We start from the raw sequence: 23,759 nt of genomic DNA, 5'->3' as shown, positions 1-23,759 counted from the left end.
CTCCGTTCGCCGCCCTTACTCCCCCGCCAGCCAGCCGGCCATGAATGGCGGATCCGGGATGATGTCGCGCGCTTCCTGCAGCAGCATCGACCAGCGCGCCGAGAGGTCATCGAAATAGGCGTCGTTGGTGGCGATGCGCCGCTGGAGATGACGGCGCGCCGGATCGGCGGGCACCACGATCAGGTCCAGCGGCCGACCGACCGCGAGGTTGGAGCGGATCGTCGAGTCGAACGAGATCAGTCCAACCTTCACCGCCTCTTCCAGCGGCGTGTCATAGGTCAACGCCCGGTCCAGGATCGGCTTGCCATATTTGGTCTCGCCGATCTGCACGAACGGCTGGTCGGGCAGGCATTCCACGAAATTGCCGGCGGAATAGATGTTGAACAACTTGAGCGGCTCCCGCCCGATCCGGCCGCCGAGCAGCAGCGATGCGGTGGACGGCACCTTGTCCGCCTCCAGCCCTTCCTTCATCTGGCCGCGTGTGATGGCCAGCGCCCGGCCGACGAGCTGGGCGACGCGGAACATGCTCGGCATCTCGGACACGCGGCGCGGCGTCGGATCGTCCGGGTCGATCGCCACGCCCTCCGCCAGCAGGCCGAGCGTAGTCTGGGTGATGGAAAGGTTGCCGGCCGTCGCCACCGCGACCAGCCGGTCCTCATCGTCCGCCAGCATGTGCAGCTTGCGATAGGAGGAAATGTTGTCGACGCCGGCATTGGTGCGCGTGTCCGCGATCATCACCAGCCCCTGCGCGAGCAGCATGCCGACGCAATAGGTCATGCCGTCACCTCGGGCGCGGTGACGCTTACCGACACTTCCAGATATTCCGACCCGCCGCCCGTGCGCGCGCCGAGCAGCGGCGCCGCCTCGCCATGATCGAGGCCGGTGGCGACGCGGACATAGTTGGCGTCCGGGCAATGATCATTGACCGCGTCGAATCCGATCCAGCCATAATCCGGCACATGCACTTCGGCCCAGCCATGCCCGGCGCGGCGCGGCCCGTCGTCGTTCGAGCGGAACAGATAGCCCGACACGAAGCGCGTCGGCAGGCCCAGCGATCGCGCCGCCGCGATCATCACATGGGCATGATCGAGATAGCTGCCCTTGTCCGCGGCAAACGCCTCGGCGGCGGTGCGCACCCGGTTCGCCGGTGGCGCCTGATCGAAGGCGATGCGGCGGTGGATCCCGGCCATCAGCGCGTGCATCGCGCCCAGCGGATCGCCGGCATCCGCCAGCGCCGCCGCCGCGAACTCGGCGATGGCCCGATCCGGCGCGGCATAGGGCGAGGGGCGGGTGTAGAGAATCGGCGGCAGCGGCTCCGGCGATCCGCCGACCATGCCGGCCTTGTCGTCGGTCAGCACCTCGCCGGCAACCGCTACCCGGATGCGGCGGATCGGCCCGTTGACGTAGAGCATCGTGGTCTCATTGCCGTGGCCGTCGCGGCCGGCCTTGAGGCGCGCGTCACAATCGACGTCGATCTGCCAGTCGACGACGTTCTGGCCGGCGTAGCTCGACGGTGTGACGCGGAGCAGCTGCACCAGCCGGGATTGCGGCTCGGCGAAGCTGTAGATGGTGGCGTGCTGGATGATGAGGCGCATCAGGCGAACCGGAACTGGGCGGCGATGGCGGTGTCGAGCCGGGCGTTGTCGGCGATGAAGGCGGACAGCCACTCATGCAGCCCGCTCTGGATGATGCCGGTCAGGGTCGCGCGATTGAGCGCAGCCTGACGCAGCCGCGCCAGCCGGTCGGCCTCGCCCTGCAGGCCCGTCCGCTTGCCGATCAGGTTGAGCAGGCTGACCACCTCCTCCGCCGAGGCGGCGAGCGACCGCGGCATCTCCTTGCGGAGCACCAGCATGTCGACCACCAGTCGTGGGCGCAGGCCTTCGCGATACAGCCAGCGATAGGAAGTGACCGCGGATACCGTCTGCAGGATCGTCGTCCACTGGTCGCGGTCGATCGGCCCGCCGACCTTCTCGCCTTCCGGCAGCAGCAGGTGATATTTGACGTCGATCAGCCGTGCAGTGTTGTCCGCCCGCTCCATCGTCGCGCCCAGCCGCACGAAGAAGCTCGCCTCGTTGCGCAGCATGCGGTGCAGCGCCCCCTCGAAGCCGCGGGCCTCGGCCTTGAGCTGATCGAGCAGCGCCAGCGTGCCCGGCCCGCCGGATGTGTTGTGGGTGTTGCGCAGGCCCAGCCACGCGCGGTTGATCGCCTCCCACGCCTCGCGGGAAAGGGCGGTGCGCACCGCGCGGGCGTTGGAGCGCGCGTGATCCAGGCAGGAGCGGATCGAATTGGGGTTGGTGGTGTCCAGCGTCATGTACCGGCTGACCGGGGCCGGACCCTGCTCGGCGCCCGTCGCCGCGAAGCTCCATTCCGCGCCAACCACCGCCAGCGCGCTCTCCCAGGCGCCCTTGCCGGCGGGCGTATGGGCGAGGGAGTCGAGCCGGATCGTCGCCTCGATCAGCCGCGCGGTGAATTCGGCCCGCTCCACATAGCGGCCGATCCAGTAGAGATGGGCGGCGGTGCGGCTCAGCATCAGCCGCGCCCCTGGAACTGGAATTGGGATTGCGCCTGTCGTTCGCGCGGCGGCGCGAGCACCAGGCTGTCCTTGGTGCCACCGCCCTGCGACGAGTTCACCACCAGCGATCCCTCGCGCAGCGCGACGCGGGTGAGGCCGCCCGGCACGATCTTAACGCCGCCGGTGCCGGTAAGGCAGAAGGGGCGGAAATCGACATGGCGCGGCGCCACGCCCTGTTCGACGAGGGTCGGCACCGTCGACAGGGCCAGCGTCGGCTGGGCGATGTAGCGATGCGGCTCGGCGATCAGCGCGGCGCGGAAATCCTCGATCTGCGCCGCGGTCGCGGTCGGCCCGACGAGCATGCCATAACCGCCCGATCCGTCGACCAGCTTGACGACCAGCTTGTCGAGATTGTCGAGCGTGTAGCGCAGCGCCTCCGGCTCACGGCAGCGCCAGGTCTCGACGTTCGGCAGCCTGGCCTCGCCGCCGGAGTAGAATTTCACGATCTCGGGCATGTAGCTGTAGATCGCCTTATCGTCGGCGATGCCGGTGCCGGGCGCGTTGGCCAGTGCGACATTGCCGGCGAGATAGGCCGAGATCAGCCCGGGTATGCCAAGCATGCTGTCCGGCCGGAACCACAGCGGATCGATATAATCGTCGTCGATGCGCCGGTAGATCACGTCGACCTTCACCCGGCCCTCGATCGTGCGCATCCACACGAAATCGTCGTCGACCTCCAGGTCGGCGGCCTCGACCAGCTCGATGCCGAGATTGTCGGCAAGGAAGCTGTGCTCGTAGAAGGCGGAGTTGAAATGGCCGGGCGTGAGCAGCACGCACACCGGCTCATTGCCGCCATGGCCGGGCGCCACCGAACGCAGCGTCTCGAGCAGCGTGTCGGGATAGGTATCGACCGGGCGCACCGCGAACATCTCGAACAGCTCGGGACATAGCCGGATCATCGCCTCGCGATTCTCCAGCATGTAGGAGACGCCGGACGGCGTGCGGGCGTTATCCTCCAGCACGAAGAAATCCTGCGGCCCGGTGCGCACCAGATCGATGCCGCAGATATGGGCGTAGATGCCGTGCGGCGGCCGCGCACCGGCCACCTGCGTGCGGAACTGCGGATTGGCGAGGATCAGCTCCGCGGGCACGACCCCTTCGCTGAGGATACGCCGCTCGCCATAGACGTCGTCGAGAAAGGCGTTGATCGCCAGCACGCGCTGTTCAAGCCCGGCCTGCAACCCGTCCCATTCGCCGGCGGTGAAGACGCGCGGCACGATGTCGAACGGAATGATCCGTTCGGACGCTTCCTCCTCGCCATAGACGGCGAAGGTGATGCCGAGCGTGCGGAACGCCGCCTCGGCGGCGGCCTGCCGGCGTTGCAGTTCGCCGAGCGGCGTCTCCCTGATCCAGCGCGCGAGGGCCGCGAATTCGGGGCGTCCATCCGCCTCGTCGCCCTGGCCCATGATCTCGTCGAATGCGCGCCGCTCGGTCATGCCGCCCCTGTGTTGCCGGCGGGCAGAGTGCAACGCAATTTTGCGCCGCACAAGAGCAGTAGTGTCGGGTTTTCCGCGCTTTTGTCAAAAGCAGGCCGTGCCGGGGGTCAGGCGACCTTCGTCGCTTCCTCGCCATCGCGCAGCACATAGCCGCGGCCCCACACCGTCTCGATGTAATTGTCGCCGCCGCAGGCCAGGCTGAGCTTCTTGCGCAGCTTGCAGATGAACACGTCGATGATCTTCAGCTCGGGCTCGTCCATGCCGCCGTAAAGGTGGTTCAGGAACATTTCCTTGGTCAGCGTCGTGCCCTTGCGGAGCGCGAGCAGCTCCAGCATCGCATATTCCTTGCCGGTCAGATGGACTCGCGCGCCATCGACCTCGACCGTCTTCGCGTCGAGATTCACGGCCAGCTTGCCGATGCGGATCACCGACTGGCTGTGTCCCTTGGAGCGGCGCACGACGGCATGAATGCGCGCGATCAGCTCCTCGCGATGAAACGGCTTGGTGATATAATCGTCGGCGCCAAAGCCGAGCGCGCGGACCTTCGAATCCATCTCGCCGATTCCGGACAGGATCATCACCGGGGTCTGCACCTTGGCCACCCGCAGCTTCTTCAGCACGTCATAGCCGTGCATGTCGGGCAGGTTCAGGTCCAGGCAGATGATGTCGTAATCATACAGCTTGCCGAGATCGAGGCCTTCTTCGCCCAGATCGGTGGTGTAGACGTTGAAGCCCTCGGCCGACAGCATCAGCTCAATGCTCTTGGCAGTGGTCGGCTCATCCTCGATCAGCAGCACGCGCATTGTGAAATCCTATCCCTGTTCACGCCCCATATACCCCTATGAAGCAGAAAGGTTAACGGCTGATAAAGAGGTTAACGATTCGGCCCTTCGGCGGTTGCCTCGCTGAGGGTCGACGGGCATGACGAACCCATGCTCGCCGACCGCATCCTGTTCATCGACGCCGAGGCGATCATCCTCGACAAGCCCGCGGGCTTGCCGGTCACGCCGGTCCGCGACGGTACGCTCAGCCTTGAAAATCACCTGGATTCGCTGCGCTTCGGCTATCGGCGCTGGCCGACCGCGGTGCATCGGCTGGATCGCGACACCTCCGGCTGCCTGCTGCTGGCGCGCAACCCGCGCGCCCACAAGCGCTTCGCCGCCGCCTTTGAGGCCGGCCGTGTCGTTAAGGAATATCTTGCCGTGGTGGATGGCGTGCCGGAGGGCGGGGAGGGGCGAATCGACCTGCCGCTCGCCAAGATATCCAGCCGCGAGGACGGCTGGCGGATCGTGCCGCGGGCCGACGGCAAACCCGCCGTGACGCTGTGGCAGGTGCTGACGGCCAGGGAAGGCCGCGCACTCGTCGCCTTCCGCCCGGAGACCGGCCGCACCCACCAGATCCGCGTCCACGCCGCCGAGGGGCTGGGCGCGGCGATCGTCGGCGACCCCGTTTATGGCCGGTCCGCGGCGGGCGGCATGCTGCTCCACGCCTGGCGACTCGGCGTCCCGCGTGACTCCCATCCGGCAATCGCGGCGGAAGCGCCGGTGCCGGCGCGCTTCGGGGTGTTCGCCGATGCCGGCGGCTGAGGTCTGGCCGATTCCGGAGGAGGCGCTGGAGGAGAAGTTTCTCGCCGCCACCGGCCCGGGCGGGCAGAATGTCAACAAGGTGGCGACCGCCGTGCAGCTGCGCCTCGACGTGTTCGCGCTCGGCCTCGCCCCCGACGTCTATCGCCGGCTCAAGACGCTGGCCGGCACGCGCATGACCGGCGCCGGCGAGATCGTCATCGTCGCGCGCACCCACCGCACCCGCGAGGCGAACCGCGCCGAGGCGCGCGAGAGGCTTGGCGTGCTCCTTGCCAAGGCCCATGTGCGGGAGGCGAAGCGGGTCAAGACCCGGCCGACGCGCGCCTCCCAGGCGCGGCGCGTCGAGGCGAAGGCGGCCCGCGGCGCGATCAAGAAGGGCCGGGGCCGGCCCTCCATGGAGTGAGCATGTATCATTTCGACATCGCCGCCGGCAGCAAGGCCGAGCTTTACCGCGAACTGGCCAGCGCCCTCGACGCGCTCACCGCCGACGAGCCGGACGGCATCGCCAACATGGCCAATGTCGCCGCGCTGATCTGGCAATATCTGCCGGACCTGAACTGGGCCGGCTTCTATCGCGCGATCGGCGGGGAGCTGGTGCTCGGCCCTTTCCAGGGCAAGGCCGCCTGCATCCGCATCCCGATCGGCAAGGGCGTGTGCGGCACCGCTGCGGCCACCGCTGAAACGCAGCTCGTCGCCGATGTCCACGCCTTTCCCGGGCATATCGCCTGCGATGCGGATTCTGCCGCCGAGCTGGTCGTGCCGATCGTTCGCGACGGCAAGGTCATCGCCGTGCTCGACCTCGACAGCCCGGTAACCGGTCGTTTCGACGTTGAGGACGCGGCCGGCTGCGAGGCGCTGATGCGGGTGCTGGCGGCGCGGATCTAGGCCGGGCGGCCTTCACGCAAATCGCCGCCCTGACCTTGTTGTCAGGATCCCGCTGCTGCGACAACTCCTCACTGTGTGGAGGGGGCGGATCCTGAAACGCATTCAGCACGACGGGGCAGACGCAGGGGCCTAGCTCAGCCGGTCCAGCGCCTCATCGGCAAGGGTGCCGGGGATCAGCATCAGCGGGCAGGGCATGGAGCTTACCCGTGTCGAGAAGTGGGTGACGAGCGGCCCCGGCGAGGCGCCCGCGCCCGCGCCGAGCACCAGCGCGGCGATGTCCGGACGCTCTCCGATCACTGCCAGGATGGTCGGTGCCGGCTCGCCCTCGCGCACGATCAGCGTCGGGTGGAGGCCGAGTTCCTCGACCAGCTCGCCCGCCGCCTGCGCCACCAGCGCCTCGGCGCGCAGCCTCGCCTCCTCCTCCATCGCCGCCTGCACGCCGCCCCACTGGACGAACTCCTGGCGCGGCACGACGGCGAGGATGTCGACGCCGCCGCCCGTCTTGGCCGCGCGCCGCGCCGCGAAGCGCAACGCCATGCGCGCCTCCGCCGTCTCGTCGATCACCACCAGATAGGTGCGCATGGCCGCCGACTCTCCTTTTGCCGGGGCGACGGTGGTACATTGTTACAATCACCGCAAGCGTCGGCCTTGACCTTGGCGGGCAGGATCGCGAAGGACAGGAACACATCGTCCTTCCATGCCGAGGCCAAACTCGATGCCCATCGAACTGAAGATGCCAGCTCTGTCGCCGACCATGGAGGAAGGGACCCTCGCCAAATGGCTCGTGAAGGAAGGGGACACGGTCAAGTCGGGCGATCTCCTTGCCGAGATCGAGACGGACAAGGCGACGATGGAGTTCGAAGCCGTCGATGAAGGCACGATCGCCAAGATCGTCGTGCCCGAGGGTACGGACGGCGTGAAGGTTGGCGCGGTGATCGCGCTCATCGCCGGCGAGGGCGAGGATGCCTCCGCGCCGGCCCCCGCCGCGAAACCGGAAGCCCCCAGGGCCGAGACGCCCAGCCCTGCGCCTGCGCCGGCCGCGGCACCCGCGTCCGCGCCGAAGCCGGCCGCGGCGCAGGCAGCCGCCAGCACCAGCGGCGGCGATCGCGTGAAGGCCAGCCCGCTCGCCCGCCGCCTCGCCGGACAGCAGGGCATCGATCTTTCCGGCGTGTCCGGTTCCGGCCCGAATGGCCGCATCGTCAAGGCCGACCTTGAGGGCGGCAAGCCCGGCGCGGCGCCTGCCGCCGCTCCGCAGGCCGCACCGGCCCCAGCGCCGCAGGCGGCCGCGCCGGCACCCCAGCCGACCGACAGCGCGATCCCGCACGAGGTGGTCAAGCTCTCCAACATGCGCAAGACGATCGCGCGCCGGCTCACCGAGTCCAAGCAGACCGTCCCGCACATCTATCTCACGGTGGACATCAACCTCGAGAAGCTGCTCAAGCTGCGCACCGATCTCAACGCCGGGCTGGAGAGCCGCGGCGTCAAGCTGTCGGTCAACGACATGCTGATCAAGGCGCTGGCCGTCGCGCTCGAGGCCGAGCCGAAGTGCAACGTCCAGTTCACCGGCGATCAGCTGCTGATGTTCAAGCGCGCCGACATCTCGGTCGCAGTGTCGATCCCGGGCGGGCTGATCACCCCGATCATCGTCGACGCCGGCGCCAAGAGCCTGTCGAAGATCTCCACCGAGATGAAGGACCTCGCGGCCCGCGCCAAGGAAGGCAAGCTCGACCCCTCCGAATATCAGGGGGGCACCGCCAGCCTGTCCAACATGGGCATGTTCGGCATCAAGCAGTTCGAGGCGGTGATCAACCCGCCGCAGGCGATGATCATGGCGATCGGCGCCGGCGAGAAGCGCCCCTATATCGTCGGCGGGGAGCTCGGCGTGGCGACGGTGATGAGCGCCACGGGCAGCTTCGATCACCGTGCCATCGACGGAGCGGACGGCGCCCAGCTGATGAAGGTGTTCAAGGAGCTGGTCGAAAATCCGCTCGGGATGATCGCCTGACATGGATGATGCGCGGCCGCCAGAGGGCGCGCCGGCCATCCGCGTTACCGCGATGCCGGCGGACACCAACCCATATGGCGACATCTTCGGCGGCTGGCTGATGAGCCAGATGGATCTGGCGGGATCGTCCGTCGCGTCGCGCCATTCGCGCGGGCGCGCCGTGACGATCGCGGTGGATGCGATGACCTTTCACAAGCCGGTGTCGGTCGGCGACGAGGTGTCTGTCTTCGCCGCGCTGGTCGGCGTGGGGCGCACTTCGATGCGCGTCCATGTCGAGGCGTGGCGCCGTGCCCGCAACGACGAACATACCCAGAAAGTGACCGAGGCGACCTACACCTTCGTCGCCATCGGAGAAGACCGCCAGAAGCGCACCGTGCCGCCCATGCCGGGCGACGGCGGGCAGTGACGCCGGCATCATATCATCAGGAGTGGCGCAATGGCTGAATCGTTCGACCTCATCGTCCTCGGCTCCGGGCCCGGCGGCTATGTTGCCGCCATCCGCGCGAGCCAGCTCGGCCTCAAGACCGCGATCGTGGAGCGAGAGCTGCTTGGCGGCATCTGCCTCAACTGGGGCTGCATCCCGACCAAGGCGCTGCTGCGCTCGTCGGAAATCTATCATTACATGCAGCACGCCAAGGACTACGGCCTGATCGCCGACAAGATCAGCGCCGATCTCGGCGCCGTGGTGCAGCGCTCCCGCGGAGTCGCCAAGCAGCTCAATCAGGGCGTCACGCACCTGATGAAGAAGAACAAGATCGCCGTGTTCATGGGCACCGGCAAGCTGACCGGGAAGGGCAAGCTCAGCGTCACCGCCGCCGACGGCAAGACGACCGAGCTTTCCGCCAAGAACATCATCGTCGCCACCGGCGCACGGGCGCGCGAACTCCCCTTCGCCAAATCCGACGGCAAGCGCATCTGGACCTATCGCCACGCACTCACGCCGAGCGAGATGCCGAGCAAGCTGCTGGTCATCGGCTCGGGCGCGATCGGCATCGAATTCGCCAGCTTCTACAAGGACATGGGCGCCGACGTCACGGTCGTCGAGATGCTCGACCGGCTGGTGCCGGTGGAAGACGCGGACGTCTCCGCCTTCCTCGAGAAGCAGCTCAAGAAGCAGGGCATGACGATCATCACCGGCGCCGGCGTCGACAAGCTCGATGTCAAGGCGAACGGCGTCACCGCGGCGATCAAGGGCAAGGACGGCAAGATCATCTCAGCCGAGTTCAGCCACGTCATCGTCGCCATCGGCATCGTCCCCAACACCGAATCGATCGGCCTGGAAGAGCTGGGCGTGAAGACGGAGCGCGGGCATATCGTCACCGACGGTGCCTGCCGCACCAATGTCGAGGGGCTGTGGGCAATCGGCGACGTCACCGCGCCGCCGTGGCTCGCCCACAAGGCCAGCCATGAGGGCGTCATCGCCGTCGAGGCGATCACCGGCGGCCATCCGCACGCGATGGACCCGAAGAACATCCCGGGCTGCACCTATTGCCGGCCGCAGATTGCCAGCGTCGGGCTCACCGAGGCCAAGGCCAGGGAGGCCGGCTACGAGGTGAAGGTCGGTCAATTCCCGTTCATCGGCAACGGCAAGGCGATCGCGCTGGGTGAGGCCGAGGGCTTCATCAAGACCGTGTTCGACGCCAAGACCGGCGAGCTGCTCGGCGCGCACATGATCGGCGCCGAGGTCACCGAGCTGATCCAGGGCTATACGGTCGGCAAGACCGGGGAGCTGACCGAGGCCGAACTGATGGAGACGGTGTTCCCGCACCCGACGCTGTCGGAGATGATGCACGAGAGCGTGCTCGCCGCCTACGGCCGGGCGCTGCACATCTGACGGTGGGAGGTGGCGACGGTGCCCCGCCGCCACCTGCACTGCCCGTCAGCTGACCCCCGGTTCCGGGGCAGTTTCGCGGACAGAGCCCGTCACCCGGGCCTGACCCGGGCTCCATCCATCCGTACGCTCAGGCGGTCGGGGAGACATGAATGCTGAAGCCGGTTCGGCGTGGCGAGCCGGGAGGGGCGGTCGCTCGCGCCATTGGCGGCGGGGTGCTGCTTCTGCTCGGAGCGGTCCTCATCGGCCTCGCCATTGCCGCCGGTTGGACCGACGGGCTCGACCGCGCGGGGCTTTCCGCGCTTTCCAACGGCCCCGCCGGCTTCTGGCTGATCTGGACCCGCCTTGCCGACAGCCATGTTCGCATCCCCGTCGCCATCCTCGCCGTGGCGCTGCTTGTCGCGCGCCGCGACCGGTTCGCTGCGGCGGGGCTGCTCGTCACGGTCGGCGGGGCGCTCGGCCTCAATGCGCTTGCCAAGGACCTCGTCGCCCGACCGCGTCCGACGTTGTTCCCGCACGGCGACCCCGTCGATGGTTTCAGCTTTCCGAGCGGCCATTCCGAGGGGGCGGCGGCCCTCGCCCTCGGCCTCGCGCTCTATCTGGCGCCGCCGCGCTGGCGGGGCTGGGCGGTGGCCGCCGCGCTCCTGTTCATGACCCTCGTCGGCCTCTCGCGCGTCGCGCTCGGCGTCCACTGGCCCAGCGATGTGCTGGCCGGCTGGTGCGAGGGGGCGGGCTTCGCGCTGATCGTCCGGGCAACCCTATCCGTCATCACCCGTTGGGCTCGCCTGAGGAGAGCGGGCTGATGGCGGAGAACGGGAAGGACGGCGGCAATCTTGTTCTCTACGCGGCGCTCGTCGCCAATCTCGGCATCGCCGTCGCCAAGTTCATCGCGGCGGGGATCACCGGCTCCTCCGCGATGCTCACCGAGGGGTTTCACTCGGTCGTCGATTCCACCAACCAGCTGCTCCTCCTCTACGGCAAGAAGCGCTCCCGCCGCCCGCCGGACGAGATCCATCCGCTCGGCTATGGCCGCGAGCTCTATTTCTGGAGCTTCGTCGTCGCCATCATGATCTTCGCGGTCGGCGCCGGTTTTTCCATCTACGAGGGCGTGCTCCACATCATCGAGCCGGAGCCGATGACGGATGCCACCGTCAACTACGTCGTGCTCGGCATCGCCTTCGTCATGGAGGGCACGTCCTGGGTGCTGGCGATCCGCGAATTCGCCCAGACCCGCGGCCAGCAGGGCTGGTGGGAGGCGATCCGTCGCTCCAAGGATCCGCCGACGTTCATCGTGCTGTTCGAGGATTCGGCGGCGCTGGCCGGCCTCGTCATCGCCGCGATCGGCGTGTGGCTCGCGCATTTCACCGGTAACCCGCTGTGGGACGGCGCCGCCTCGATCCTGATCGGACTCATTCTCGGTGTCGTTGCCGTGCTGCTGGCCCGGGAATCCAAGGATCTGCTGATCGGCGAACGGGCGTCGCCGCGGCTGATCAGGGCGATCCACGACGTCGTCGATGCGCACCCCGAGGTGGTCGGCGTGCTGGAGGTGGCGACGATCCATCTCGCGCCCGACTCCGTGTTCGTGGCGATGAGCGTCGACTTCGAGGATGCCGTCTCGGCCGGCCACGTCGAGGCGCTGATCGCGGACGTGGAAAGCCAGCTGCGCCGGGATTGGCCTGAGATCGCGCGCGTCTATATCAAGCCGCAATCGCGTGCCGTGCATGACGCCGGCATCCGAGCGGCCGACGAGGCCGCTGCCAAGGCTCTCCGCGACTCCGGTTGACCGGCGGCCCCCCTCACTCTATAGGCGCCCGCTGCCCCGATGGCTGGAGGCCCGGCATTTCCGATGCCTGGCCGCGATCGGGACACACGCTTGAACATTGCCGTTGCGTGAGGCTCGGGCGGGCCCATCAGGGTCGCCAGGGCTTTCGTGCTTTCCGCTCCCATGGGGCGGGGAACATTCGTGGCGCAACGTCAAAGTAACTTAGGTGAAGGGTTTCAATGCCGACGATCAACCAGCTGGTCCGCAAGGGCCGCGAACCGCAGATCACCAAGTCCAAGGTGCCTGCGATGGAAAAGAACCCGCAGAAGCGGGGTGTGTGCACGCGCGTCTACACCACGACGCCGAAGAAGCCGAACTCGGCGCTTCGCAAGGTTGCCAAGGTCCGCCTGACCAACAGCCGCGAAGTCATCAGCTACATCCCGGGCGAGGGCCACAACCTCCAGGAGCACTCCGTGGTGCTGATCCGCGGCGGTCGCGTTCGCGATCTTCCGGGTGTCCGCTACCACGTGCTGCGCGGCGTGCTCGACACCCAGGGTGTCAAGGACCGCAAGCAGTCCCGCTCCAAGTACGGCGCCAAGCGTCCGAAGTAAGCCGGCCGCGCATGCGGCCAACCGGCTGAAGTCAGAAGGAATCGAATATGTCCCGTCGTCGTCGCCCCGAGAAGCGCGAGATCCTGCCGGACCCGAAGTTCGGCGATGTCGTGCTCTCCAAGTTCATGAATTCCGTGATGCTGGACGGCAAGAAGGCCGTCGCCGAGAACATCGTCTATTCGGCGCTCGACACCGTCGAGACGCGCGCCAAGCGCGACCCGCTGCAGGTGTTCCACGATGCGCTGAACAATGTCCGTCCGGGCATCGAGGTGCGCTCGCGCCGTGTCGGCGGCGCCACCTATCAGGTGCCGGTCGAGGTGCGGGCGGAGCGCAGCCAGGCGCTCGCCATCCGCTGGCTGATCGGCGCCGCCCGGGCGCGCAGCGAGAACACCATGTCGGCCCGCCTGTCCGGCGAGCTGATGGATGCGGCGAACAATCGCGGCAATGCCGTGAAGAAGCGCGAGGACACGCATCGCATGGCCGAAGCGAACCGCGCCTTCAGCCACTACCGCTGGTAACACCCAAGACTCGAAAGAGTCACGGATCATACCCATATCGTCGGGGAAAGGGCGGCCGGCAGGTCGCCCTCCCCGACATCGGAGACTAGATCATGGCCCGCAGCCATCCGCTCGACCGCTATCGCAACATCGGCATCATGGCGCACATCGACGCCGGCAAGACGACGACGACCGAGCGCATCCTCTATTACACCGGCAAGTCCTACAAGATCGGCGAGGTCCATGAGGGCACCGCGACGATGGACTGGATGGAGCAGGAGCAGGAGCGCGGGATCACGATCACCTCGGCTGCGACGACCTGCTTCTGGCGGGCCGAGGACGGCCAGGGCGAAGAGCATCGCATCAACATCATCGACACCCCGGGCCACGTCGACTTCACCATCGAGGTGGAGCGCTCATTGCGCGTGCTCGACGGCGCGGTCGCCTGCTTCGACGGCGTCGCCGGCGTGGAGCCCCAGTCCGAGACGGTGTGGCGCCAGGCCGAGAAGTACAAGGTGCCGCGCATGTGCTTCGTCAACAAGCTGGACCGCACGGGCGCCAGCTTCGAGCGCTGCGTCAGCATGATCAAGGACCGCCTCGGCGCGCGTCCGCTCGTTCTCTATCTCCCGATCGGCATCGAGGGCGGCTTCAAGGGCCTGGTCGATCTCGTCAACAATCGCGCCATCATCTGGCTCGAGGAGACGCTCGGCGCGAAGTTCGAATATCAGGACATCCCCGATGACCTGAAGGACGCCGCCGAGATGGCCCGCGCGGAGCTGATCGAGGCCGCCGTCGAGCAGGACGACGCGGTGATGGAGAAGTTCTTCGAGGGCGAAGAGCCCGACGTCGCGACGCTGAAGCGCCTGATCCGCAAGGGCACGCTGAACTTCTCGTTCGTGCCGGTGCTGTGCGGCTCGGCGTTCAAGAACAAGGGCGTGCAGGCGCTGCTCGACGCGGTCGTCGATTATCTGCCGAGCCCGCTCGACATTCCGCCGGTGCAGGGCCTCAAGCTCGACGGCACGACGCCGGACGAGCGTCCCGCCGAGGACGCCGCGCCGATGTCGGCGCTGGCCTTCAAGATCATGAACGATCCCTTCGTGGGCTCGCTCACCTTCGCGCGCATCTACTCCGGCAAGCTGGAGAAGGGCACGGTCCTGAACTCGGTGAAGGACAAGCGCGAGAAGATCGGCCGCATGCTGCTGATGCACGCCAACAGCCGCGAGGACATCGACGAGGCTTATGCCGGCGACATCGTCGCGCTGGCCGGGCTCAAGGAGACCACCACCGGCGACACGCTCTGCGCGCAGAACGCGCCGATCATCCTGGAGCGCATGGAGTTCCCGGAGCCGGTGATCGAGCTTTCCGTGGAGCCGAAGACCAAGGCCGACCAGGAGAAGATGGGCATCGCCCTCAATCGCCTGGCCGCCGAGGATCCCTCGTTCCGCGTCTCGACCGATCACGAATCGGGCCAGACGATCATCAAGGGGATGGGCGAGCTCCACCTCGAGATCCTCGTCGATCGCATGAAGCGCGAGTTCAAGGTCGAGGCCAATGTCGGCGCCCCGCAGGTGGCCTATCGCGAATATCTCGCGAAGAAGGTCGACGTGGATTACACCCACAAGAAGCAGTCGGGCGGCTCCGGCCAGTTCGGCCGCGTGAAGGTGACGGTGGTCCCCGGCGAGCGCGGTTCGGGTTTCCAGTTCATCGACGAGGTCAAGGGCGGCAACATCCCGCGCGAGTATATCCCGTCGGTGGAGAAGGGCTTCCGCGAGACTGCCGAGACCGGCTCGCTGATCGGCTTCCCGATCATCGACTTCGCGGTGCATCTGACGGACGGCGCCTATCACGACGTCGACTCGTCGGCGCTGGCGTTTGAAATCTGCGCCCGCGGCGCGATGCGTGAAGTGGCCCAGAAGGCCGGCATCAAGCTGCTCGAGCCGATCATGAAGGTCGAGGTCGTCACCCCGGAGGATTATCTGGGCGACGTCATCGGTGACATGAACAGCCGTCGTGGCCAGATCCAGGGCACCGATAGCCGGGGCAACGCCCAGGTCGTCGAGGCGATGGTGCCGCTGGCCAACATGTTCGGCTACGTGAACCAGCTCCGGTCCTTCACCCAGGGCCGCGCGCAGTACACGATGCAGTTCTCGCACTATGACGAAGTGCCGCAGAACGTCGCCGACGAGGTGAAGGCCAAGCTGGCATAAGCCGAAAAAACTGCTATGGGCGCTGCCTCCGACGCGGCCGCAGCCCGTGAAGACAATCGCTAGAGCAAGGTAGGAAGAAATGGCGAAAGCTAAGTTCGAGCGGAACAAGCCGCACTGCAACATCGGCACCATCGGTCACGTCGATCACGGCAAGACGTCGCTGACGGCTGCCATCACCAAGGTGCTGGCCGAGACCGGCGGCGCGACGTTCGTCGACTATGCCAACATCGACAAGGCTCCCGAGGAGCGCGAGCGCGGCATCACCATCTCGACCGCGCACGTCGAGTATGAGACCGCCGACCGCCACTATGCGCACGTCGATTGCCCGGGCCACGCCGATTATGTGAAGAACATGATCACCGGCGCCGCGCAGATGGACGGCGCGATCCTCGTCGTGTCCGCCACCGACGGCCCCATGCCGCAGACCCGCGAGCACATCCTGCTCGCCCGTCAGGTCGGCGTGCCGCAGCTCGTCGTGTTCATGAACAAGGTCGATCTGGTCGACGATCCCGAGATCCTCGAGCTCGTCGAGCTGGAGATCCGCGAGCTGCTGTCCAAGTATGACTTCGACGGCGACAACATTCCGATCGTCAAGGGCTCGGCCGTCGCCGCGCTCGAGGGCAAGGATGGGGTCATCGGTCATGACGCCGTGCTCGAACTGATGCGCGCCGTCGACACCTGGATCCCGCAGCCGGAGCGTCCGCTCGACAAGGCGTTCCTGATGCCGATCGAGGACGTGTTCTCGATCTCGGGCCGTGGCACGGTCGTGACCGGCCGCGTCGAGACCGGCATCGTGAAGGTGGGCGAGGAGCTCGAGATCGTCGGCATCCGCGACACCCGCAAGACGGTGTGCACGGGCGTCGAGATGTTCCGCAAGCTGCTCGACCAGGGCCAGGCCGGCGACAATATCGGCGCGCTGCTCCGCGGCGTCGGCCGTGAAGAGGTGGAGCGTGGCCAGGTTCTGGCCAAGCCCGGCTCGATCACGCCGCACACCGAGTTCAAGGCCGAGGTCTACGTGCTGTCGAAGGACGAGGGTGGCCGTCACACGCCATTCTTCGCCAACTATCGTCCGCAGTTCTACTTCCGCACCACGGACGTGACCGGCACCGTTGAGCTGCCCGAGGGCACCGAGATGGTCATGCCCGGCGACAACGTGTCGATCGGCGTGAAGCTGATCGCCCCGATCGCCATGGACCAGGGCCTGCGCTTCGCCATTCGCGAGGGCGGCCGTACGGTCGGCGCCGGCGTCGTCGGCACGATCACCAAGTAATCTGCTTGTAACGGGCGGCCGGCTCCGGTAAGGGGCCGGCCGCTTGTTTTATTTTGCCCTCGTGATGAGGGCTGGCTCTTTCGCATCGGTAGGGACATGGACACGAACATCCGCATTCGCCTGAAGGCGTTCGATCATCGCGTGCTCGATCAGGCGACCGGCGACATCGCCGACACGGCCCGACGTACCGGCGCGCTCATTCGCGGTCCGATTCCGCTGCCGACGCACATCGACAAGTTCACGGTCAACCGTGGGCCGCACATCGACAAGAAATCGCGCGAGCAGTTCGAGGTCCGCACCTACAAGCGCCTCCTCGATATCGTCCAGCCGACCCCGCAGACCGTCGACGCTCTGATGAAGCTCGATCTCGCCGCGGGTGTTGATGTTGAGATCAAGCTGGCGTAAGAGGCCAGCATACCCGATCGGGCGAATCGCCTGATCGGTTTTTCGTTTCCCCCATCCGGCGCAATTCGGCGGGGTCGAGACGGGAGTGACAGGGATACCGACCAGTTTCGTGCTGGTGCCCGAGTCCCCGCCATTCGCAGCGATGCGGATAACCAAGCCCAGGCGGGGGCTGTCATATTCATTGGGCTGGAGGCTTCGGGAGACCGGGGCCTTTTTCGTTGGCACGCTCCCGCGGTCTGCGGGAGCCTCTGTTAGAGGAGTTGGCGATGCGCACAGGCGTGATCGCGAAGAAGATGGGGATGACCCGGCTGTTTCAGGACGACGGGCGCCATGTGCCCGTAACCGTCCTGCAGCTCGACAATGTTCAGGTTGTGGCGCGCAAGGAAGTGGCGAACGACGGTTACGTCGCCGTCCAGCTCGGCGCGGGCACTGCCAAGGCGAAGAACATCGCCAAGCCGCAGCGCGGCCATTTCGGCAAGGCCGAGGTGGAGCCCAAGGCCTATGTCGCCGAATTCCGCGTCAGCGAGGATAATCTCCTCGATGTCGGCGCCGAGATTTCGGCCGATCATTTCGTGCCGGGCCAGCTCGTCGATATCTCGGGCCATACCCAGGGCAAGGGCTTCGCCGGCGCCATGAAGCGTTGGGGCTTCGGCGGTCTGCGCGCCACCCACGGCGTGTCCGTGTCGCACCGCTCGCATGGTTCGACCGGCAACCGCCAGGATCCGGGCCGCGTCTTCAAGAACAAGAAGATGGCCGGCCACATGGGCGACCGCCAGCGCACCCAGCAGAATCTCGAGATCGTGCGCACCGACGCCGATCGCGGCCTGCTGTTCGTGAAGGGCTCGGTCCCCGGCCACAAGGGCACCTGGCTGCTCGTCAAGGACGCGGTGAAGGTCGCGCTCCATGCCGATGCGCCGAAGCCGGCCGGCCTGCGCGTTGCCGCTTCCACCAACACCGCGGCGACCGAGGCTCCGGCCGAGGCGCCCGCGACCGACGGCCAGGAGGGCTGATCATGAAGGTTCAGGTCAAGAACCTCGACGCCAGCTCCGCCGGCGACATCGAGCTCAACGACGAGGTGTTCGGCATCGAGCCGCGCGCCGACATCCTGCACCGTGTCGTCACGTGGCAGCTCGAGAAGCGCCGCGGCACCGCTCGCGGTACCCGCGAGCGTTCCGATGTCGCGCGCTCGGGCAAGAAGCTCGGCCGCCAGAAGGGCGGCGGCGTGGCCCGTCACGGCGATCGCCGCGCCCCCGTCTTCGTCGGCGGTGGTAAGGCCCACGGCGCCCGCGTCCGCGATTTCAACCCGTCGCTGAACAAGAAGGTTCGCGCGCTGGGTCTGAAGATGGCGCTCTCGGCGAAGGCCAAGGACGGCAGCCTGATCGTGCTTTCCGCGCTCGACGTGGAAGCCGGCAAGACCAAGGCGCTGGCCGAGCGGTTCGCCGGTCTCGGCATTGGCGGCAAGGCACTGGTGATCGACGGCGACGCGCTGAACGTCAGCTTCGCGCTGGCCAGCGGCAACCTGCCGGGGGTCAACCTCATGCCTGCGGTCGGCGCCAATGTGTACGACATCCTGAAGCATGACACGCTGGTGCTGACGCGCGCCGCGATCGAGAAGCTGGAGGCGCGCTTCAATGGCTAAGAAGCAGAGCGGTGCCGCCGACATCCGTCATTACGACGTGGTGCTGGCCCCGCACATCACCGAGAAGTCGACGATGGTGTCCGAGCATAACGCGGTCGTGTTCCGCGTCGCCAAGGATGCTTCGAAGCCGGAGATCAAGGCGGCGGTCGAAGCGCTGTTCAACGTCACGGTGACGGGCGTGAACACCATCGTGCAGAAGGGCAAGACCAAGCGCTGGAAGGGTGCCCCCTATCAGCGTTCGGACTTCAAGAAGGCGGTCGTGACGCTGGCGGACGGCCAGTCCATCGACGTGACGACGGGAATCTGACGCCATGGCGCTCAAGCATTATAACCCGACGAGCCCGGCCCGCCGCGGCCTGATCCTCGTCGACAAGTCGTCGCTCTGGAAGGGCAAGCCGGTCAAGGCGCTGGTCGAAGGCAAGCGCAAGTCCGGTGGCCGCAACAACCAGGGCCACGCCACCGCTCGCGGCATCGCCGGCGGCCACAAGCAGAAGTACCGCTTCGTCGACTTCAAGCGTCGCAAGTGGGACATGCCGGCCACCGTCGAGCGTCTCGAATATGATCCCAATCGCTCCGCCTTCATCGCGCTGGTGAAGTATGAGGATGGCGAGCTGGCCTATATCCTGGCGCCGCAGCGGCTTGCCGCCGGCGACCAGATCGTGGCCGCCAAGCGCACGGACACCAAGCCGGGCAACGCCATGGAGATCGGCCAGGCCCCGGTCGGCACCATCGTCCACAATGTGGAGATGAAGCCGGGCAAGGGCGGCCAGATCGCTCGGGCGGCGGGCACCTATGTGCAGATCGTCGGCCGCGACAAGGGCATGGTGATGGTTCGCCTGAACTCGGGCGAGCAGCGTTACATCCGCTCGGATTGCATGTGCACCGTCGGTGCCGTGTCCAACCCGGACAACGCCAACCAGAACCTGGCGAAGGCCGGCCGCAATCGCTGGCTGGGCCATCGTCCGCTGACCCGCGGCGTCGCCAAGAACCCGGTCGATCACCCGCACGGCGGTGGTGAAGGCCGGACCTCGGGCGGCCGTCATCCGGTCACCCCGTGGGGCAAGCCGACGAAGGGTGCGCGCACCCGTCACAACAAGGCGACGGACAAGATGATCATCCGTTCGCGTCACGCGAAGAAGAAGAGGTAAGCGATGGCCCGGTCCGTCTGGAAAGGTCCGTTCGTGGAGCTGAGCCTGCTCCGCAAGGCGGAGACCGCACAGGATGGCGGAGCGCGTGCTCCGATCAAGACCTGGTCGCGTCGCTCCACGATCCTGCCGCAGTTCGTCGGCCTGACGTTCAACGTCTACAACGGCCGCAAGTTCGTGCCGGTGTCGGTCAACGAGGATATGGTCGGCCACAAGCTGGGTGAATTTGCGCCGACGCGCACCTTCCCCGGCCACGCCGCCGACAAGAAGGGCAAGCGCTGATGTCCAAGCCTGCATCCCCCCGCAAGGTGGGCGACAAGGAAGCCCTTGCGCTCGCCACCTCGGTGCGCGGTTCGCCCTACAAGCTGAACCTCGTCGCCGGCCTCATCCGCAACAAGAAGGCGGGCGAGGCGATGAACATCCTCTCCTTCTCGACGAAGGCGATGGCCGTCGACGTGCGCAAGTGCCTGGCGTCGGCGATCGCGAACGCCGAGAACAACCACAATCTCGATGTGGATGCGCTCGTCGTGAAGGAAGCGTCGGTCGGCAAGGGTCTGGTGATGAAGCGTTTCGCTTCCCGCGCCCGTGGCCGTTCCAGCCGTATCGTGAAGCCGTTCAGCCGCCTGCGCATCGTCGTGCGCGAGGTCGAGGCGGGAGAGTAATCATGGGTCAGAAATCCAATCCCATCGGCATGCGGCTCCAGATCAACCGGACCTGGGACAGCCGCTGGTACGCCGACGGCGCCGATTACGGCCGCCTGCTTCTTGAGGATCTGAAGATCCGCAAGCACATCATGAAGTCGCTGCCGCAGGCGGCGATCTCCAAGGTGGTGATCGAGCGTCCGGCCAAGCTGTGCCGCATCTCCATCTATGCCGCGCGCCCCGGCGTGATCATCGGCAAGAAGGGCGCGGACATCGAGAAGCTGCGCAAGGTCCTCGGCGCGATGACCTCGTCCGACGTGTCGCTGAACATCGTCGAGATCCGCAAGCCGGAGATCGACTCGCGCCTCGTCGCCCAGTCGGTCGCCGATCAGCTCGAGCGCCGCGTGGCCTTCCGCCGCGCGATGAAGCGCGCCGTGCAGTCGGCGCTGCGTCTCGGCGCCGAGGGCATCCGCATCACCTGCGCCGGCCGTCTCGGCGGCGCGGAGATCGCGCGCACCGAATGGTATCGCGAGGGCCGGGTGCCGCTGCACACGCTGCGCGCCAACGTCGATTATGCCGAGGCCGAGGCACACACCGCCTATGGCGTGTGCGGCGTGAAGGTGTGGATCTTCAAGGGTGAGATCCTGGGTCACGACCCGCTCGCCCAGGACCGGCTGATGCTCGAGGCGCAGACCTCGGGCGTTCGCCCGGCGCGCTGAGGGATAGGGTAGGACAATGCTGCAACCGAAGCGCACCAAGTTCCGCAAGGCCTTCAAGGGCCGCATCCATGGCGATGCCAAGGGTGGCACCACGCTCAACCAGGGTTCCTATGGCCTGAAGGCCATGGAGCCGGAGCGGATCACCGCCCGCCAGATCGAGGCGGCCCGCCGCGCGATCACCCGTCACATCAAGCGCCAGGGCCGCCTGCACATCCGCATTTTCCCGGACGTGCCGGTCTCCTCCAAGCCCGCCGAAGTCCGCATGGGCTCGGGCAAGGGCGCGCCGGAGTTCTGGGTGGCCCGCGTGAAGCCCGGCCGCATCATCTTCGAGCTGGAAGGCGTCGCCGGCCCGCTCGCCGCGGAGGCGTTCAGCCGCGCGGCCGAGAAGCTGCCGATCAAGACCAAGGTCGTCGCCCGTCTCGGCGACACCAGCCACCTCGGTGGGGAATAAGTAAGATGGCGAAGATCGCGGACCTGACCGGTCAGACCGACGACCAGCTCCAATCCCAGCTCGGCGAGCTGAAGCGGGAGCAGTTCAACCTGCGCTTCCAGGCGGCCACCAACCAGCTCGAAAAGCCGAGCCGGGTGCGTGAGGTCCGTCGCACCATCGCGCAGATCAAGACGCTCCAGACGCAGCGCGCCCGTGCTGCTTCTGGCCAGTAAGGAGGACCAGCCATGCCGAAGCGCGTGCTGACGGGAACGGTGGTCTCCGACAAGACCGACAAGACCGTAGTGGTCTCCGTGGAGCGGCGGGTGAAGCACCCGCTCTACGGCAAGATCATCAAGCGGTCGAAGAAGTATCACGCCCATGATGAGGCCAATGCCTATCACACGGGCGAGACCGTTCGGATCGAGGAATGCGCCCCGATTTCGAAGCTGAAGACGTGGCGCGTGATCGATCGCGTGGGGGCCGCTCCGGTGGCCGCCGCCGAGAGCATCGCCTGAAGAGGAGGACTGAACCATGATCCAGATGCAGTCCAACCTCGAGGTTGCCGATAACTCGGGCGCCAAGCGCGTCCAGTGCATCAAGGTGCTCGGCGGCTCGAAGCGTCGTTTCGCGACGGTCGGCGACATCATCGTCGTGTCGATCAAGGAAGCGGCGCCGCGCGGCAAGGTGAAGAAGGGTGACGTGCATCGCGCCGTCATCGTCCGCACCGCCAAGGACATCCATCGCGCCGATGGTTCGACCATCCGCTTCGATGGCAACGCCGCCGTCCTCGTCAACAAGAACGAGGAGCCGATCGGCACCCGTATCTTCGGCCCGGTGGTCCGCGAGCTGCGCGGCAAGGGCCATATGAAGATCATCTCGCTCGCCCCTGAGGTGCTGTGATGAGCGCGTTGAAGATCAAGAAGGGTGACCGCGTCGTCGTCCTGTCCGGCAAGGACAAGGGCAAGACGGGCGAAGTCACCCAGGCCCTTCCCAAGGAGGGCAAGGTGGTCGTGGCCGGCGTGAACATCGCCACCCGTCACCGCAAGCCGACCCAGGTCAACCCGCAGGGTGGCCTGGAGCGCCGCGAGGCGCCGATGCATGTCTCCAAGGTCGCCATCGCGACCAAGGACGGCAAGCCGTCGCGCGTCCGCTTCGAGACCCAGGACGGCAAGAAAGTCCGTGTCGCCGTCAAGACCGGGGAGAAGATCGATGGCTGATTACAAGCCTCGTCTCCAGAAGCAGTATGAAGACACGATCATCAAGGCGATGACCGAGAAGTTCGGCTACACGCACGCGCTGCAGGTGCCGAAGATCGACAAGATCGTGCTCAACATGGGTGTCGGCGACGCCACCCAGGACAAGAAGCGCGTCGATCAGGCGGCCGCCGAGATGGAGCTGATCGCCGGTCAGAAGCCAGTGATCACCAAGGCGAAGAAGTCGATCGCGCAGTTCAAGCTGCGCGAGGGCATGCCGATCGGCTGCAAGGTCACGCTGCGCCGCGAGCGGATGTACGAGTTCCTCGACCGTTTCGTGACGATCGCGCTGCCGCGTGTCCGCGACTTCCGTGGCCTCTCCGACAAGTCGTTCGACGGCCGCGGCAATTATGCCACCGGCCTCAAGGAGCAGCTGATCTTCCCGGAGATCAGCTATGACAAGGTCGACCGCATTCGCGGCATGGACGTCATCGTCACCACCACCGCCAACACGGACGAGGAGGCTCGCGAGCTTCTCCGCCTGTTCGGTTTCCCGTTCCCGCAGCCCCAGGCTGACCAGAAGCAGGCCGCGTGAGGCAAGGAAAGAGAGCTTAAGTCCATGGCGAAACTGAGTTCGATCAACAAGAACGAGCGCCGCAAGAAGCTGGTGAAGCAATATGCGGGCAAGTACGCGAAGCTGAAGGCCCAGGCGGCCGATCAGAGCCTCGACGAGACGGAGCGCCTGATCGCCCGCCTCAAGATGGCCGAGCTGCCGCGTAACGCAAACCCGACCCGCATTCGCAATCGCTGCGAAGTGACGGGCCGTCCGCGCGGCTATTACCGCAAGTTCCGTCTCGCCCGCGTGATGCTGCGCGATCTTGCCAACAAGGGCATGATCCCCGGCGTCACCAAGTCGAGCTGGTAAGGG

Annotated in this window: 33 protein-coding genes; 27 read left to right on the top strand and 6 right to left on the bottom strand. The window is 66.7% G+C overall.

From position 1 onward, the window contains the following. Positions 1–15: 15 nt before the first annotated feature. The 5 genes from KOF26_RS11230 to ctrA all read right to left on the bottom strand — a co-directional run bounded on the left by KOF26_RS11230 (position 16) and on the right by ctrA (position 4,811). Positions 16–777: a proteasome-type protease gene (locus KOF26_RS11230; protein ID WP_216324661.1), complete on the bottom strand. Its 762-nt coding sequence runs from the start codon at positions 775–777 to the stop codon at positions 16–18. Continuing rightward, positions 774–1,595, bottom strand: coding sequence for a transglutaminase family protein (locus KOF26_RS11225; RefSeq protein ID WP_216324658.1), 822 nt, complete (start codon positions 1,593–1,595; stop codon positions 774–776). Before KOF26_RS11225 ends, KOF26_RS11230 begins: the two co-directional genes overlap by 4 nt. Continuing rightward, the gene (locus KOF26_RS11220) at positions 1,595–2,530 is read right to left on the bottom strand and encodes an alpha-E domain-containing protein (protein WP_216324655.1); all 936 of its coding nucleotides are present in this window, start codon (positions 2,528–2,530) and stop codon (positions 1,595–1,597) included. The genes KOF26_RS11225 and KOF26_RS11220 overlap by 1 nt, the downstream gene beginning before the upstream one ends. Next, positions 2,530–4,008 (bottom strand): circularly permuted type 2 ATP-grasp protein, encoded by a 1,479-nt coding sequence (locus KOF26_RS11215; RefSeq protein WP_216324653.1) that lies wholly within the window; start codon positions 4,006–4,008, stop codon positions 2,530–2,532. The genes KOF26_RS11220 and KOF26_RS11215 overlap by 1 nt, the downstream gene beginning before the upstream one ends. A 107-nt stretch (positions 4,009–4,115) precedes the next feature. After that, the gene (gene ctrA / locus KOF26_RS11210) at positions 4,116–4,811 is read right to left on the bottom strand and encodes a response regulator transcription factor CtrA (protein WP_216324651.1); all 696 of its coding nucleotides are present in this window, start codon (positions 4,809–4,811) and stop codon (positions 4,116–4,118) included. A gap of 129 nt (positions 4,812–4,940) precedes the next feature. On the opposite strand from ctrA, the gene KOF26_RS11205 reads away from it, so the two are divergent. From KOF26_RS11205 to KOF26_RS11195, 3 genes are read left to right on the top strand one after another with little or no spacing between them, the layout of a single operon-like run. Beyond that, positions 4,941–5,594: an RluA family pseudouridine synthase gene (locus KOF26_RS11205; protein WP_216324649.1), complete on the top strand. Its 654-nt coding sequence runs from the start codon at positions 4,941–4,943 to the stop codon at positions 5,592–5,594. Further along, entirely contained in the window at positions 5,581–5,994 is a 414-nt protein-coding gene (arfB, locus tag KOF26_RS11200; protein WP_216324648.1) for an alternative ribosome rescue aminoacyl-tRNA hydrolase ArfB, read from the top strand. The genes KOF26_RS11205 and arfB overlap by 14 nt, the downstream gene beginning before the upstream one ends. A 2-nt stretch (positions 5,995–5,996) precedes the next feature. Continuing rightward, a complete protein-coding gene (locus KOF26_RS11195) occupies positions 5,997–6,476 on the top strand; it encodes a GAF domain-containing protein (RefSeq protein WP_216324646.1) in 480 nt (159 codons plus the stop codon). Positions 6,477–6,605: 129 nt separating this feature from the next. Here the strand turns inward: KOF26_RS11195 and KOF26_RS11190 are convergent, their stop codons facing one another. Then, entirely contained in the window at positions 6,606–7,058 is a 453-nt protein-coding gene (locus KOF26_RS11190) for a universal stress protein (RefSeq protein WP_216324644.1), read from the bottom strand. 133 nt (positions 7,059–7,191) lie between these two features. Here KOF26_RS11190 and KOF26_RS11185 point away from each other — a divergent pair, with 133 nt between their 5' ends. The 24 genes from KOF26_RS11185 to rpsN all read left to right on the top strand — a co-directional run bounded on the left by KOF26_RS11185 (position 7,192) and on the right by rpsN (position 23,756). After that, positions 7,192–8,481: a pyruvate dehydrogenase complex dihydrolipoamide acetyltransferase gene (locus KOF26_RS11185; RefSeq protein WP_216324642.1), complete on the top strand. Its 1,290-nt coding sequence runs from the start codon at positions 7,192–7,194 to the stop codon at positions 8,479–8,481. A gap of 1 nt (position 8,482) precedes the next feature. After that, on the top strand, positions 8,483–8,887 hold the full coding sequence (locus tag KOF26_RS11180) for an acyl-CoA thioesterase (RefSeq protein ID WP_216324639.1): 405 nt from the start codon (positions 8,483–8,485) through the stop codon (positions 8,885–8,887). A gap of 30 nt (positions 8,888–8,917) precedes the next feature. Next, positions 8,918–10,315, top strand: coding sequence for a dihydrolipoyl dehydrogenase (gene lpdA, locus KOF26_RS11175; RefSeq protein WP_216324636.1), 1,398 nt, complete (start codon positions 8,918–8,920; stop codon positions 10,313–10,315). Positions 10,316–10,464: 149 nt separating this feature from the next. Next, on the top strand, positions 10,465–11,115 hold the full coding sequence (locus tag KOF26_RS11170; RefSeq protein ID WP_216324633.1) for a phosphatase PAP2 family protein: 651 nt from the start codon (positions 10,465–10,467) through the stop codon (positions 11,113–11,115). Then, complete coding sequence (locus KOF26_RS11165) at positions 11,115–12,095, top strand: cation diffusion facilitator family transporter (protein WP_216324630.1); 981 nt, start codon at positions 11,115–11,117, stop codon at positions 12,093–12,095. Before KOF26_RS11170 ends, KOF26_RS11165 begins: the two co-directional genes overlap by 1 nt. A gap of 218 nt (positions 12,096–12,313) precedes the next feature. Beyond that, positions 12,314–12,685, top strand: a complete 372-nt coding sequence (gene rpsL / locus KOF26_RS11160) for a 30S ribosomal protein S12 (RefSeq protein WP_216324627.1) — start codon at positions 12,314–12,316, stop codon at positions 12,683–12,685. Between the two features lie 47 nt (positions 12,686–12,732). Next, a complete protein-coding gene (gene rpsG, locus KOF26_RS11155) occupies positions 12,733–13,203 on the top strand; it encodes a 30S ribosomal protein S7 (RefSeq protein WP_216324623.1) in 471 nt (156 codons plus the stop codon). Between the two features lie 92 nt (positions 13,204–13,295). Then, positions 13,296–15,389 (top strand): elongation factor G, encoded by a 2,094-nt coding sequence (gene fusA, locus KOF26_RS11150; protein WP_216324620.1) that lies wholly within the window; start codon positions 13,296–13,298, stop codon positions 15,387–15,389. A 79-nt stretch (positions 15,390–15,468) separates the two neighbouring features. After that, entirely contained in the window at positions 15,469–16,659 is a 1,191-nt protein-coding gene (gene tuf, locus KOF26_RS11145; protein ID WP_216324617.1) for an elongation factor Tu, read from the top strand. A 96-nt stretch (positions 16,660–16,755) separates the two neighbouring features. After that, a complete protein-coding gene (gene rpsJ / locus KOF26_RS11140) occupies positions 16,756–17,064 on the top strand; it encodes a 30S ribosomal protein S10 (RefSeq protein WP_216324614.1) in 309 nt (102 codons plus the stop codon). Between the two features lie 266 nt (positions 17,065–17,330). Then, positions 17,331–18,074: a 50S ribosomal protein L3 gene (rplC, locus tag KOF26_RS11135; protein WP_216324611.1), complete on the top strand. Its 744-nt coding sequence runs from the start codon at positions 17,331–17,333 to the stop codon at positions 18,072–18,074. A 2-nt stretch (positions 18,075–18,076) separates the two neighbouring features. Next, a complete protein-coding gene (gene rplD, locus KOF26_RS11130) occupies positions 18,077–18,703 on the top strand; it encodes a 50S ribosomal protein L4 (RefSeq protein ID WP_216324608.1) in 627 nt (208 codons plus the stop codon). Then, the gene (locus KOF26_RS11125; protein WP_216324605.1) at positions 18,696–19,010 is read left to right on the top strand and encodes a 50S ribosomal protein L23; all 315 of its coding nucleotides are present in this window, start codon (positions 18,696–18,698) and stop codon (positions 19,008–19,010) included. Before rplD ends, KOF26_RS11125 begins: the two co-directional genes overlap by 8 nt. Before the next feature lie 4 nt (positions 19,011–19,014). After that, on the top strand, positions 19,015–19,851 hold the full coding sequence (gene rplB / locus KOF26_RS11120) for a 50S ribosomal protein L2 (RefSeq protein ID WP_216324602.1): 837 nt from the start codon (positions 19,015–19,017) through the stop codon (positions 19,849–19,851). 3 nt (positions 19,852–19,854) lie between these two features. Continuing rightward, positions 19,855–20,130 carry a 30S ribosomal protein S19 gene (rpsS, locus tag KOF26_RS11115; protein WP_216324599.1) on the top strand — a complete coding sequence of 92 codons (276 nt, stop codon included), beginning with the start codon at positions 19,855–19,857 and terminating at the stop codon, positions 20,128–20,130. Next, positions 20,130–20,510: a 50S ribosomal protein L22 gene (gene rplV / locus KOF26_RS11110; protein WP_216324596.1), complete on the top strand. Its 381-nt coding sequence runs from the start codon at positions 20,130–20,132 to the stop codon at positions 20,508–20,510. Before rpsS ends, rplV begins: the two co-directional genes overlap by 1 nt. A gap of 2 nt (positions 20,511–20,512) precedes the next feature. Continuing rightward, a complete protein-coding gene (gene rpsC, locus KOF26_RS11105; RefSeq protein WP_216324593.1) occupies positions 20,513–21,208 on the top strand; it encodes a 30S ribosomal protein S3 in 696 nt (231 codons plus the stop codon). 16 nt (positions 21,209–21,224) lie between these two features. Beyond that, positions 21,225–21,659 carry a 50S ribosomal protein L16 gene (rplP, locus tag KOF26_RS11100; RefSeq protein ID WP_216324590.1) on the top strand — a complete coding sequence of 145 codons (435 nt, stop codon included), beginning with the start codon at positions 21,225–21,227 and terminating at the stop codon, positions 21,657–21,659. Positions 21,660–21,664: 5 nt separating this feature from the next. Continuing rightward, positions 21,665–21,871: a 50S ribosomal protein L29 gene (gene rpmC, locus KOF26_RS11095; protein ID WP_216324587.1), complete on the top strand. Its 207-nt coding sequence runs from the start codon at positions 21,665–21,667 to the stop codon at positions 21,869–21,871. Positions 21,872–21,883: 12 nt separating this feature from the next. After that, positions 21,884–22,153: a 30S ribosomal protein S17 gene (gene rpsQ / locus KOF26_RS11090; RefSeq protein WP_216324583.1), complete on the top strand. Its 270-nt coding sequence runs from the start codon at positions 21,884–21,886 to the stop codon at positions 22,151–22,153. Positions 22,154–22,169: 16 nt separating this feature from the next. After that, on the top strand, positions 22,170–22,538 hold the full coding sequence (rplN, locus tag KOF26_RS11085; protein ID WP_216324581.1) for a 50S ribosomal protein L14: 369 nt from the start codon (positions 22,170–22,172) through the stop codon (positions 22,536–22,538). Beyond that, the gene (rplX, locus tag KOF26_RS11080; RefSeq protein ID WP_216324579.1) at positions 22,538–22,855 is read left to right on the top strand and encodes a 50S ribosomal protein L24; all 318 of its coding nucleotides are present in this window, start codon (positions 22,538–22,540) and stop codon (positions 22,853–22,855) included. The genes rplN and rplX overlap by 1 nt, the downstream gene beginning before the upstream one ends. Next, a complete protein-coding gene (gene rplE, locus KOF26_RS11075; protein ID WP_216324577.1) occupies positions 22,848–23,426 on the top strand; it encodes a 50S ribosomal protein L5 in 579 nt (192 codons plus the stop codon). The genes rplX and rplE overlap by 8 nt, the downstream gene beginning before the upstream one ends. Before the next feature lie 24 nt (positions 23,427–23,450). After that, complete coding sequence (gene rpsN / locus KOF26_RS11070; protein ID WP_216324575.1) at positions 23,451–23,756, top strand: 30S ribosomal protein S14; 306 nt, start codon at positions 23,451–23,453, stop codon at positions 23,754–23,756. The last annotated feature ends 3 nt before the right edge of the window (positions 23,757–23,759 follow it).

It is taken from the genome of Sphingomonas quercus (assembly GCF_018863195.1).
Lineage (GTDB): Bacteria > Pseudomonadota > Alphaproteobacteria > Sphingomonadales > Sphingomonadaceae > Solisphingomonas > Solisphingomonas quercus.
This window is presented reverse-complemented; position numbering and strand designations above follow the sequence as displayed.